Genomic DNA, 12,778 nt, shown 5'->3' on the forward strand with positions numbered 1-12,778 from the left:
CGTCACGGCAGTGCCTTTGGCTCAATTGATTGGCATACTGCTTATTGGGTGCATTTTGCTCATTGTGCTCACGTGCTGAGGCACCGAAACCCTGGCCCGCCGCCACCCGTCGAGGAGGATGAATGCAGCGTTCCGCGCCCCGGCAGCCGCTGCGGTTTTCCACCCAGACGCTGCTGCTCCAGCTGGCCGTGGTGCTGCTGGTGGTGCTGCTGAGCACCACTGTGCACGCGTGGCTGACGTATGACCGGGTGGGCAGCGACGCGGAGAACCAGGCGCTGACGCTGGCCCGGACCGTTGCGTCCGATCCGGAGGTCCGCGCCGATGTGCTGGCCATCAGCGGCCAGCCCGGAACTCCCCCTCCGGCCGAGCTCCTGGCCGGGCCGCTGCAGGCGTCGGCTGAGGCAGCCCGGACCCGGACCGGGGCGCTGTTCGTGGTCATCACCGACGAAACGGGCATCCGGCTGGCCCACCCCGATCCGCAGCGGCTCGGTGAGAAGGTGAGCACCGATCCGTCCGAGGCGTTGTCCGGGCAGGAGATCACCACCCGGAACACCGGAACCCTTGGCCCGTCGGCCGGCGCGAAGGTGCCGGTGTATGCGCCCGGCACCGCCACCGTGGTGGGCGAGGTCAGCGTGGGCTACTCCATGGAAACCGTGGCCCAGAGCGTGGCTCGCGATATCGGGCCGGTGGCATTGACGGCCGTGGGGGCGTTGCTGGCCGGGGTCCTGGGCTCCTTCCTGCTGCGCCGCCGCCTGCAGCGCCTCACTTTGGGCCTGGAGCCGGAAGAGATCAGCACGCTGGTGCACGACCAGGTGGCGGTCCTGCAGGGCGTGGACGACGGCGTAATCGGCGTCAGTGCCGACGGCCGGGTCAGCGTCTTCAACGCCGCGGCGCAGCGGCTGCTGGGTATGCCGGACCTGTCCGGCTCCCGCTGGGAAGAGGCTCCCGTCCCGGAACAGCTGAAAGCCCTGACGCGCCCCGGCGCCGGGGTTGCGGGCCCGGCTGTGGGTGGCGGCGGTTCGGCCCAGGATGCCCTCGAGCTGGTGGCGGGCGGCCGGGTGCTGGTGGTAAATGCCCGCAAGGCCCTGCACCGCCGGGAGGACCTGGGCTGGGTGGTCATGCTGCGCGACCGGACGGAGCTGCAGGAGCTCACCCGCCAGCTGGACGCCGTCGGGACCATGTCCACCGCGTTGCGCGCCCAGCGGCACGAGTTCGCCAACCAGCTGCACACCCTCGCCGGTTTCCTGGGCATCGGGCAGCACCGGGAGGCGCGCAACTACCTCGCCGGGCTCGCGGCCACCGGCCCGCTGAAGTTCCCGGTGGACCAGGCCGAGCTGCTCCAGGACCCCTACCTGCAGGCCTTCGTGGGCGCCAAGGGTGTGGAGGCGGACGAACGCGGGGTTGCGCTCCGCATTGGGCCGGAGACCCTGGTCCGCGGGCAGGTGACAGAGGCCCAGGATGTGACCACCGTGCTGGGCAACCTGATCGACAACGCCGTCAACGCCGCCGTGGCCGGGTCCTCGACGGACCGCTGGGTTGAGCTGGAGGTGCTGGACGAACCGGGCGACGACGGCGGCACGCTCCATGTGGTGGTGGCGGACTCGGGTGACGGGCTGGCAGAGGGCACGGACCCGGAGGGGGTGTTTGCCGAAGGTTTCACCACCGCCGCCGGGCCGGTCCGCGCCGGCGGCGGCCAGGGCTTCGGGCTGGCGCTGGCCCGCCAGCTGGCGCGGCGGCGCGGTGGCGATGTGAAAGTGCTGGACGGCGGATCCAGGGGTGGGCCGGGCGCCGTGTTCATGGCCACCCTTCCGCAGACGACGGCGGGAAACCCCGCCGCAAAGACCTTGGGGGCAGCCGGAAAGGATAAGGATGGCTGACGATTTTCGGGTCCTGATCGTGGACGACGACTTCCACGTGGCCAAGCTGCACGCCGCCTATGTGGACTCAGTGGCCGGGTTCCTGGCTTTGGCCCCTGTTGGGACGGCGTCGCTGGCGCTGCAGGCCATCCACAGCCTGCGGCCGGACCTGGTGCTTTTGGACGTGTACCTTCCGGACGCCTCCGGGCTGGACCTGCTGCAGCAGCTGGATGTCGACACGATCATCCTCAGCGCCGCCTCCGACGCCGCGTCCATCCGGGTGGCGTTCCGCCGGGGCGCACTGGGGTACCTGCTCAAACCCTTCACGGCGGAGTCGCTGTCGCAGCAGCTGCGCTCCTACGCCAGGTACCGGCGCCTCCTGGGCCAGCCCGGGGCGCTGGACCAGGAGGGCGTGGAGCGCGCCAAACGTGCGCTGATTCCGGGAGATGTCACGCCGTCGTCGAAACCCCGCTCGGCCACGGAAGCGGCTGTGCTGGAATCGCTGGTCCCGGGCGAGCAATACTCCGCCGCCGAAGTGGCCTCCCGGGTGGGTGTTTCCCGCGCCACCGCGCAGCGCTACCTGTCTTCGCTGGCGGACGACGGCGCGGTGGACATCCAGCTCCGCTACGGCACCACCGGCAGGCCGGAGCACCGCTACGGCCTGCCGGCGCGTTAGGCCGGAAGACTACTCGCCCTTCTGCGCCACCAGTTCGATCTCGACGAGCATCTTGGGGTCCAGGAACGGGAGCACGTGGACCAGGGAGAGGGTGGGCCGGATGTCGCCGAACACTTCGCCGTGGGCCCGGCCGGCTTCTTCCCACTTGCTGATGTCCGTCAGGTACAGCTTGGACTGCACCACGTCCGCGTAGCCGAAGCCGGCGTCGGCCAGGACCGAGCCAAGTTTCTGCAGGATGTACTGGGTCTGGGTGTAGAAGTCGTCCCCCACGATTCCGTCCTCACCGCTGGCGGCGGTGGCGGAGATGTAGAGGGTGTTGTCCACCTGGACGGCGCGGGAATAGCCGAGGGTTTGTTCCCAGACGGATCCGCTGCCGAAGGTTTTGCGCATGGGTGGGCCTTTCAAAGCTGGAATGGGTCGCCACCACTGTAGGGCTGCTACAGGTCGCGCCGGTAAACCAGCAGTTTTATGTCGGTTCCGGGGACCAGCCAGTCCCGTTCGGGCACCCGCTGGAAGCCGGTATTGCGGTACAGCCCGTGCGCGCTTTCCCAGGTTTGGCCGGTGGTGAGGGCCACTGCGCGGATGCCGGGGAGGGTGGTGGCGTAGCTGAGGATGGCCTCCACCATGGCCTTTCCGGCGCCGCTGCGCTGGACGGCGGGGTCCACCACCAGCATCCGGAATTCCAGCTCGTCCTGCAGGGCGATGTCCGCGTACGGTTCCCCCGGCAGTGCCAGGGTGACCGAACCCACCACAACGCCGTCGCGCTCCGCCACCCAAATGGTGGCCTGCTCCGCGCGCTCTGCCACGTCCATGATTTTGACCATGTACGGGTGGTCCGCGTCGTCAAAGTAGCCTGCCGAAAGATAGGAAGCTCCGGTGATCCGGGCAATGGCGGGGAAGTCGGCCTCGACGGCGGGACGGATGGTTATCTGCGGCTGCACCCGTCAATGGTAGTGGCGGGTGCAGCCGCGGCACGTCAGGATGGCACTTTCCGTGACAGAACTATCAGAACGGATCGTCCCCGACCCTGCGATGGCGGCTGTTCCCTTCCCCCCTGCCCGGATAGCCCTAGAGCGGAAACTTGCCGGACAGTTCCAGGCTGGCGGCACAGGTCCAGGCGTCCAGGCGCTCACCGTCGGTGGGGCCGCCCTCCAGCGGGCTGGTCAGGCGCGGCCTGCGCACCCAGCAGCCGGCCTCCTCCGCAATCAGGGCGCCGGCGGAAAAGTCATGTTCGTTCAGTCCCCGCTCACCGTAGGCATCGTGGGTTCCGTCGGCCACCATGCACAGGTCCAGGGCGGCGGACCCAAGCCGGCGGACGTCCGCGAAGCCGTCCATCAACGTGCCGAAAGCGGCCGCCTGCTGGGCTCGGATGGCGGGCTCGTAGCTGAACCCGGTGGCCAGGATCTGCCCCGTGCGGCCGGAGACCGGCCCCTCCAGCCTGGTGAGGGTGCCGCGTTCCTCCAGCCACGCACCCTGGCCGCGGGCAGCGTAGTACACGCGCCCCAAGGCAGGCGCGTGGACTACGCCGGCCTGCCAGGCGCCGTCGGCATCGGCGACAGCCACGGAGGTGGCGTAGTAGACGATGTTGCGGATGAAGTTGGTGGTGCCGTCCAGGGGGTCGATGGACCAGCGGTAACCGGTGGGACTGGCGGGGCGGGTGGTTCCCTGTTCCTCGCCGGTGATGCTGTCCCCCGGGCGGGCGGCGGTGATAACGCGGCGCACGGCGTTTTCCGCGGCCAGGTCGAAGGCCGTCACCCAGTCCCCCGCGGCCCCCTTGTTGCTGATGTCCAGGGCGCTGCCGTCGCGGCCGGACAAGACTTTCGCACCTGCCGCGGCGGCCTGCTTGGCCACCTCCAGCAGTTCTGTTGCAGACGTCACGCGCCCTCCCCCGCTGGGTTGTCCTGTACGGCGCTCTCCCCTGCCGGGGCAGGCACGGCCGCTTCTTCGTTGCCCCCGTCATCCCCGCCGGGTTCCACGGCATCTGCTGCGGTATCCCCCACGGCTTCCGGGCCGCCGTCGAGCAGTTGCCGGAACCCGTCCTCGTCCAGGACGCGGATGCCCAGCTGCTCTGCCTTGTCCAGCTTGCTGCCGGCGCTTTCGCCGGCCACCACGTAACTGGTGTTCTTGGAAACGGAGCCGGCTGCCTTGCCGCCACGGAGCAGGATGGCTTCCTTGGCCTCGTCGCGGCTGAAGTTGGGCAGCGAGCCCGTGACCACCACGGTCAGCCCCTCCAGGGTGCGGGGCATGGATTCGTCGCGCTCGTCCTCCATGCGGACCCCCGCCGCGGCCCAACGGTCGATAATCTCCACGTGCCAGTCCTCGGCAAACCATTCCTTCAGCGCGGCGGCGATAGTGGGGCCAACGCCGTCCACATGCGCGAGCTCCTCCTCAGATGCGGCGCGGATACGGTCCATGCTGCCGAATGCCTGGGCCAGGGCACGTGACGCACGCGGACCGACGTGGCGGATGGACAGCGCCACCAGGACGCGCCACAGGGGCTGGGCCTTGGCCTTTTCCAGTTCCTTGAACAGTTTCTGGGTGGTGGCGGTGGGCTTGGACGGCGACTTGGCCGTGCCCTTGCTGAAGAAGTACGGCACCAGCTCGTATTCGCCGGTGGGGACGCCTTTGCTCTTCTTTTCGCGCTGGATCCGGACACCGGCCAGGTCCTCGGGCGTGAGGTCGAACAAGCGGGCTTCGGAGGTCAGCGGCGGGGTTTCCGGTTCGGCGGGCTGGGTCAGTGCGATGGCCGCTTCCCAGCCCAGTGCTTCGATATCGAAGGCACCGCGTCCGGCCACGTGGAACACCCGCTCCCGGAGCTGGGACGGGCAGGACCTGGCGTTGGGGCAGCGGACGTCCACATCCCCCTCCTTCGCAGGCGCCAGCGGCGTTCCGCAGGAGGGGCATTCGGTGGGCATGACGAAGTCGCGCACCGGCGGATCCTGCTGGTCCCGGAGGTTCAGCACCGGGCCCACGATTTCGGGTATGACGTCCCCGGCTTTGCGCAGGATGACGATGTCGCCAATCTTGACGCCCTTGGCTTTGACCACGTCCTGGTTGTGCAGCGTGGCCATCTCAACGGTGGATCCTGCAACCTTGACCGGCTCCATGACACCGTAGGGCGTGACGCGGCCCGTCCGGCCCACGTTGACCTGGATGTCCAGCAGCTTGGTGTGGACTTCCTCCGGCGGGTACTTGTACGCCACGGCCCACCGGGGCACGCGGGTGGTGTTCCCCAGGGCCCGCTGGGTGGCGAAGTCGTCCACCTTGATGACGATGCCGTCGATTTCGTGAAGCAGCTTGTGGCGCTGGTCCCCGTACCGCTTGATGAATCCCAAGACGTCGTCCCGGGCCGCCAGCACCTCGAAGTACGGGCTCACCGGAAGGCCCCACTCCTTCAGCAGGCCGTAGGTTTCCGACTGGCTGCCGGCGGCAAGCCCTTCACGGGCACCGATGCCGTGGACGAACATCTTCAATGGCCGCTTGGCCGTCTCCGCCGGATCCTTTTGCCGCAGCGAACCTGCTGCGGCGTTGCGGGGGTTGGCCAGCGGCGCCTTTCCGGCTTCGATCAGGGCCTCATTGAATTCGGCGAACGCCTTGGACGGGATGAAGACCTCGCCGCGGACTTCCATCTCAGCCGGAAAACCGGTGCCGCGAAGTTCCTGCGGGATTTCCTTGATGGTGAGGAGGTTATGGGTGATGTCCTCGCCGGTGGTACCGTCCCCGCGGGTGGCTGCCCGCACCAGCTTGCCGTCGCGGTACAGGAGGTTGACTGCCAGGCCGTCGATTTTCAGTTCGGTCAACCAGGCGGCCTTCACGCCGCCGTCGCGGATTTTTTCGATGCTGGCTTCGGCCCGGTTGAGCCAGGCCTCAAGCTCCTCCAGCGAGAAGACGTCCTCCAGGCTGTACATGCGCTGCAGGTGTTCCACCGGAGCAAACGCGGCGGACACCTCACCGCCCACTTCCTGGGTTGGCGAGTCGTTGGCCACCAGTTCGGGGTGCAGGGCCTCGATCTCCTCCAGGCGGCGGAAGAGTGCATCAAACTCTGCGTCCGTCACCAGTGGGGCGTCTTCCTGGTAGTACGCGAACCGGTACTTCCGGACCAGGTCTGCGAGGTTGTCGTATTCCTCGCGGACGGCTTCGGTGGGGATCGCTTCGGGCTCGTGCGGTGCCGTGGTCCGGGCGGCGGTCTGTTCTGCGGGTCCTGGTCCTGTGCTCACAGACCTATCTTGCCTTACAGCCCTGACAGGGACGGGCTACGGTGGCGCGGCAGGCCGCAGGCTCAGTGGGACCGGAGCCGGTTCCGGTTGCGGTTCCACACGGCGAAGGCCCCGGCGGAGGCACCCACCAGCAAGGTCCCGAGGGCTAAGGATCCGGCCGCCGGTCCTCCCGTGTCGCCGCCGTGCGTCCGAACGGCCGCCGCCCTGGTGGGAGCCGGACTGCGGGTCACGGGGCTGTTCCAGTCCTTGCCGCTGGACGGTCCGGTGGGCGGGCGGTATCCCGCGGCGGCGGAAGCAGTTTCGGGAACAGGCTCCGCGGGCGCCTCGTCCGTGACGGGGACGGCAGGCGGAACGGGTGGCTGGGTGCCTGCCTGCGCCGGCGGGGGCTGCACCGGCTGGGAAGTGGGGGCTGGTGGTTCGGCAGGCGGCGCCGGCTGGGCGGGCGGAGCTGCGGGTTCCCTGGATTTCCGTGGCCGCCCGTTCTGGCCGGCGTCGGGGCTGCTGGCAAGGATGGGCAGGCAGACCAGTCCGCAGTCTGCCGGGGCCTGGGTGTCCGACGCCGGCGCGGGCGAGAGATCGGCGGTCACGGCCAGTGCCGGGCCTGTAGGGAGGAAGCCAAAAGCGAGAGCCAGGACTGCGGCTGAAGCGGTGGCCGGGACAGCATGGCGGACCGGTGTGGAGGGGGTCATTGCTACCTTTCGATGCGCGCAGGCCCCCCCACCGCGGCTTTGTGGTGTCCCGGGTAGTCTTCTACAGCGTCCGGCGGGGCCGCAAATCCGCCGCAGCAGCGGCCCCGCCATCATGTTCCCTGTTCAGTCCCGGTTTTCGGGCGGCAGCGCCACCTGGATCTTCCGTGCCTTGCCGCGTCCCACCACGTAACCGCGGCCCGGGATGAAGTCCGGGCTCACCCGGCCCAGCGAGGTGTTGAGCAGGCTGTCGCCTTCGATGTCGCCGGGGTTCAGCAGCAGGCCACGGCGCCCTGATTTGAAGGGCTGGGCAAGCTGCCAAGCACTGGACCAGGTGGAGGACTCGGACTCGCCCACCACCCACTGGTCCGCCTTCAGGGACGCCGTCACCAGCTGGGCCATGCCGGATTCGGCGATGGTATCGGTGAATTCGGTCAGTCCCTCGATGAAGAAGGCCACCGCTCCGGGGTTGCCGGTGGAATGCTCCACCAGGTCTTCCACCATCTCGGCGAGGTCGTCAGGGCCCACCACCGAGCGGTTCCAGAGCGGAAGGGACGCGACGGCGGACCGGCGCGATCCAATGTAGACCAGCTCCGTGGCCGGGTTGGACCGGCGCAGTGCGTAGGCCAGGGTCACCAGTGCCACAGTGCGTCCGGCACCCGGAGGGCCGGCCAGAAGCAGCGGGCCGCGGGCCATGATTTCCGCGGGCTGCAGGGACTCGTCGTCCACGCCGATCACCGGCAGGTCCTGGCTGCCGGCGGGCAGGACGTCCAGGTCCACCTGTTCCGGCAGGCGTTCGATGCCCGGCGCGGTGTCCAGCCCCTGGCGCAGCATGGCCTCGCTGAGTTTGTGGACTTCGCGGGCCTGCAGGGCCAGGTTGGAGTTTCCGCCCAGGACGGCGAGCTGCACCTCAAGTCCATCCAGCAGCCCGCGGCCGGGAGGTGAGTTGGCGGTGAGGACATCCCGGGGCACGTCCATCGAGATGTAGTCGTCCTCGTTGGAGAGCCGCAGCACCAGCCGTCGCTGGATGGAGGCGAGCAGCGACGCCGGGACGGCGTTGGGCCGGTCCCCCGTGACCACCAGGTGGATGCCGAGGGTCCGGCCGTCGGTGGCCAGCTGCAGGAAAATGTCCCATAGTCCGGAAAGCTTGCTGTGTTCGTAGGCCTCCCGGAATGCGGACATGCCATCCACCAGCACGAAGATCCGTTTTTCGTCGGGCCGGTTGGCCAGCTTCCGGTACTCCACGATGGTGGACGCGCGCACTTCGGCGAACTGCGCGGACCGCAGCTCGGCGATGTCCCGCAGGAGGCGCAGCAGCCGCCCCACCCGTTCGACGTCGTCGCCGTTGATGATCTCGCCCACGTGCGGAAGCTCCTCCAGCATCCGCAGCCCCGAGGAGCCGCAGTCGATGCCGTACACGTGCACCGGGCCACCACGCGGGGTGACTGCGGCGGCAATGGCGATGCCGCGCAGGGCCGCGGACTTGCCGGAACCGCCCGTTCCGTAGATGGCCATGTTGCCGTCCCGGTCCGGTTCGTAGAACACGGTGGGCTGGTCCTGGTGCACGGGATCATCCGCGACGCCCAGCAGGAGCTGTTCGTCGGTGCGGGGGTTGGGCAGCTTGGAGAAGTCGTAGGTCTTGGCCAGTTCGTCCAGCCACGGCTTGCGCGGGGGCGCAATGGCGAGGGTGTCCGCTGCGTGCACGATGGTGGAGGTCATCCGGGCGATGTCGTTGGGTCCGGCCGGTTCCTGGGCCACAGGCTTGTCAGGCGCGGGCGCTTCCCAGCTGGGACCCGAGCCGAACGCCATTTCCACGACGTCGATCTGGGGCCGCTGTGGCTTGTCCGTGGTCCAGCCGCCGGCGTAGCCGGTCTGGAACCCCTGGATGCGGCCGGGTCCGGTCTTGGCGGCGCCGCGGCCGGGAATGGCGGGATCGAAGTAGGCGGCGTCCGGGACGCCCAGGATGTCCGTGGCGTCGTCCTCATCGGCCATGCGCAACGCAACCCGGAGGTTGGTGTTGGCGCGGAGGTTGTCCTTGATGACGCCGGCCGGCCGCTGGGTGGCCAGAATGAGGTGCAGGCCCAGGGAGCGGCCACGGGCGGCCACGTCCACCACGCCGTCCACGAACTCGGGAACATCGTTGGCCAGGGCGGCGAACTCGTCCACGATGATGATCAGGTAGGGCGGGGCTTCCGGGTCTGCCTCGCGCTGCAGGGCCAGCAGGTCCTTGGCCTTCTTCCGGTTCAGCAGCTGCTCACGGTAATGCAGCTCCGCACGCAGCGATGTCAGGGCCCGGCGCACCAGGTGCGGGGACAGGTCCGTTACCAGGCCCACGGTGTGCGGCAGGTTAATGCAGTCCGCGAACGCGGCGCCGCCCTTGTAGTCCACGAACAGGAAGCTGACCCGGTCCGGGCTGTAGGCGGCGGCCATGCCCATGACCCAGGACTGCAGGAACTCGGACTTGCCGGCGCCGGTGGTGCCGCCCACCAGCGCGTGCGGGCCCTCGTTCTTGAGGTCCAGGTACAGCGGTTCAATGCCCTTGGACCCCACCAGCGCCCGGAGCGTGCCGTTGTCCTTGCGGTTGGCCACCGCGGTGGCGCGCACGGAGTTGTTTTCCGTCCAGCGCTCGGCCACGGCCTGGGGGTTGTCCAGGAAGTCCTTGCCGATCAGGGTGGCATAGGACACCGCGCGGGGCAGGTCGGAATCGTCGTTGACGGGCTTGCCCACATCGACAACGGGGGCCAGCATGCGGGCGAGCTGGGCCGCGAGTTCGGCGTCCACGCTTTCGCAGCTGACAGGGTAGGTGTGGCGGCCCAGGCGCACCTGGCCCGTGGTGGTGCCGTGGTCCCCGTCCACCACCATGAAGTCGCGGCAGGCAGCCGGGAGGGCCTGGATGTCGGTGGCCACCCACAGGACGTGGACACCGAGGTCGGGACCGCGTTCGGCCAGCCGGGTGAGGCGGCCGCGGTCCACTGGAGCGTCATCCTCCACGATGACCAGCACGGATGGGAGGACAGGCTCTTCCAGCTCGTGCTTGACCGGATCGATGCCGGGCCGCAGGTCAGGGCCGGACCGCTTGGCCGCTGCTTCCCGGGCATCCACCAGGTCCTCGAGCCGGGCCAGCAGGGAGGAACCGCCCGCGGAACCGGCGGCGAGGTGGTCACCGCCCAGCGGGCTGTGGCCGGAGCCCACGTGAGGCAGCCACTGGAGCCAGTTCCACCGTTCGCGGGACTGGGCGGACGTGATGGCGGTCAGGACCACCTCGGCCGGGGAGTGCAGGCCCACCAGCTGCAGCACCATGGCGCGGGCAACATCGTCCACCAGGCCGCGGGCGCCGGCAATGCCCAGCGCCCCGGACGTGCGCAGCTGGGAGACCACGGGGACGCCTTCAATCTCGCTGAACTGCTTAATGCAGTCCTGGATCTCGCGGGCGTACTGGACCTCGGTGTCGTTGTTGGACGGCTCTTCCAGGGGTATGCGGGACGGCGAGGTGCCCAGCCCGAACCGCAGGCCCAGGAAGGAGGAGTGCTCGGGGCGGTGCGTCCACAGCAGCGGCCCCAGCTTGTAGATGGCATCCACGGTGTCGCTGACGGACGGCGCTTCCTGGAGCCGGACGGCGCGTTCCACCTGCTGCAGTTCGGTGAGGTCCTGCCGGAAGGCGGCCATGGAGGCACGGAACTGCTTGAGCTGCTCCTTCTGCTGCTTCCGGGTCCGCATCCTGGTGTCCACGTAATGGCCCACGATGAACAGGGGCATCATCAGCATGAACACCATAGAGAGCGCGTTCCGGGTCACCGCGAAGATGACCGCGCCCATCATCAGGGGTGCCACCAGCATGATGTACGGGAACGGCTGCTCCTCGGGCCGCTTGGGCCCGGCAGGCAGGACGCGCTTGGGCACGTCGAAGCGGGGCACCACCCGGGGGGAGCGGTTGAAGTCCACCAGGGGCGACGTAGGCGCTGCCGCGTGGTTGTGCCCCAGCGGCACCACGGTGACGGTGGTGTCCCCCAGGGTCACCGTGTCGGAGGAGTTCAGGGTGGCGCGGGTGACCGGCAGCCCGTCCATGAGGAGGCCGTTGGCGGAGTTGGTGTCCACGATCTCGATGCTGTCGCCCACCGTGATCCGGGCGTGCCGCTTGGAGGTGAGCGGATCCGTGAGGCGGATGTCCACGTCCCGGTCCCTGCCGATGTAGCTGGTGCCGACGGGCAGCGAAAATTCGCGTCCGACGTCGGGCCCGGACAGCACGCGCAATGTGGCCGCTGCGGGTCCGCGGCTGGCACCGGGTTCGTGGAACTGCCCGCTCACCTGGGCCAGGGACACCACGGAGCCCGGGCGCAGGCCCGATTCGAGGAGGTTGTCTTCACGGGCCAGGACGTTGCCGGTCATGCCGGCGCCCACGAACGCTTCGTCGATGCGCAGCGACAGGTTGTCCGGGGCCGGAGTGCCCTTCCGTTCGGGGTCCGCCGCCCAGAGCACGGTGGCAATATCGGCCACGGTGGCCATGCCGTCCACCGTGACAGCCAGGTCCTTGGCGTCGGCCGGTTCGCGGCGGAGTGTCAGCCGGATCCTCATCCTTCGTCCACGCCCCTCATCTTTTCGAGCAGGTACAGGTCTTCGGACGTCACCAGGTGGGTGGTGACGGCGTGTTCCACCAGCCGCGCGCGGCGGTTGGTGGCGAGTTTCCCGCCGCCCCCTCGCAGTCCGACCACGCCAACGCGGTCCAGCTTGTCGCAGACGTTGTCCAGTTTGCGGTTGAAACGGGTCAGCGCCCAGCCCAGGGTCTTGGCGGCGGCCGCCGAGGACGGGATGGTGCTGAACCCGGTGCCTTCGCGCCGGAGCACCGGCTCGGCGAGCGCCACGATCAGCGCTTTCTGCGCGTCGGTGAAGACTACGGGGCCGATGGTGGTGTCGCCGCTGCTGGCGTCCTCCCGGGCTTCCTGGCGGAAGGACGGCGTCTTCAGGTGCACGGCGAACTCGTAGGTGGTGGGCCCGGCCGTGAAGATGACGTTGGTATGGCTGAACACCAGCGGAATCCGGGCACCGGGCGACAGCCAGGCCTGCATGCCGCCGGACGCGTCAGCCACGGTGGCGGAGAGCATGCTGCCCACGTTGCTGAGCCACCAGATGCCGTCGTAGCGGGCCACCTGCAAAAACTGCCGGTGCAGGTACGGGTTGTCATCCACTTCAAGGTCGCCTTCGCGGCCGATGTTGAAGATGTCTTCATCCGATGGCTCGTACCATTCGCCACAGAAATCTATAGCTAGATCCCCCATGATCTGTGCCTCCTCAAGGCAGAACTGTTCCGGTGACCGGAGTGCTGATGCTGAACTGATGCCTTTGCTG

9 protein-coding genes are annotated in these 12,778 nt (G+C 68.8%); 2 read left to right on the forward strand and 7 right to left on the reverse strand.

The features are described from left to right. Positions 1-122 precede the first annotated feature (122 nt). Positions 123-1,877: a sensor histidine kinase gene (locus HNO81_RS17315; protein ID WP_175319342.1), complete on the forward strand. Its 1,755-nt coding sequence runs from the start codon at positions 123-125 to the stop codon at positions 1,875-1,877. Continuing rightward, positions 1,870-2,532, forward strand: a complete 663-nt coding sequence (locus HNO81_RS17320; protein ID WP_175319343.1) for a response regulator — start codon at positions 1,870-1,872, stop codon at positions 2,530-2,532. The genes HNO81_RS17315 and HNO81_RS17320 overlap by 8 nt, the downstream gene beginning before the upstream one ends. A gap of 9 nt (positions 2,533-2,541) precedes the next feature. Here the strand turns inward: HNO81_RS17320 and HNO81_RS17325 are convergent, their stop codons facing one another. From HNO81_RS17325 to HNO81_RS17355, 7 genes are all read right to left on the reverse strand, one after another. After that, entirely contained in the window at positions 2,542-2,922 is a 381-nt protein-coding gene (locus HNO81_RS17325; protein WP_175319344.1) for a RidA family protein, read from the reverse strand. Positions 2,923-2,969: 47 nt separating this feature from the next. Beyond that, positions 2,970-3,473 carry a GNAT family N-acetyltransferase gene (locus tag HNO81_RS17330; protein ID WP_175319345.1) on the reverse strand — a complete coding sequence of 168 codons (504 nt, stop codon included), beginning with the start codon at positions 3,471-3,473 and terminating at the stop codon, positions 2,970-2,972. A gap of 127 nt (positions 3,474-3,600) precedes the next feature. After that, a complete protein-coding gene (locus tag HNO81_RS17335; RefSeq protein WP_175319346.1) occupies positions 3,601-4,410 on the reverse strand; it encodes an inositol monophosphatase family protein in 810 nt (269 codons plus the stop codon). Beyond that, complete coding sequence (gene ligA, locus HNO81_RS17340; RefSeq protein WP_371818301.1) at positions 4,407-6,680, reverse strand: NAD-dependent DNA ligase LigA; 2,274 nt, start codon at positions 6,678-6,680, stop codon at positions 4,407-4,409. The genes HNO81_RS17335 and ligA overlap by 4 nt, the downstream gene beginning before the upstream one ends. A 131-nt stretch (positions 6,681-6,811) precedes the next feature. Continuing rightward, a complete protein-coding gene (locus HNO81_RS17345; protein ID WP_175319348.1) occupies positions 6,812-7,438 on the reverse strand; it encodes a hypothetical protein in 627 nt (208 codons plus the stop codon). Between the two features lie 123 nt (positions 7,439-7,561). Beyond that, the gene (locus HNO81_RS17350; protein ID WP_175319349.1) at positions 7,562-12,007 is read right to left on the reverse strand and encodes an FtsK/SpoIIIE domain-containing protein; all 4,446 of its coding nucleotides are present in this window, start codon (positions 12,005-12,007) and stop codon (positions 7,562-7,564) included. Next, positions 12,004-12,708 (reverse strand): hypothetical protein, encoded by a 705-nt coding sequence (locus HNO81_RS17355; RefSeq protein WP_175319350.1) that lies wholly within the window; start codon positions 12,706-12,708, stop codon positions 12,004-12,006. Before HNO81_RS17355 ends, HNO81_RS17350 begins: the two co-directional genes overlap by 4 nt. Positions 12,709-12,778 lie beyond the last annotated feature (70 nt).

Source organism: Pseudarthrobacter sp. C4D7 (assembly GCF_013359725.1).
Taxonomy (GTDB): Bacteria; Actinomycetota; Actinomycetes; order Actinomycetales; family Micrococcaceae; genus Arthrobacter.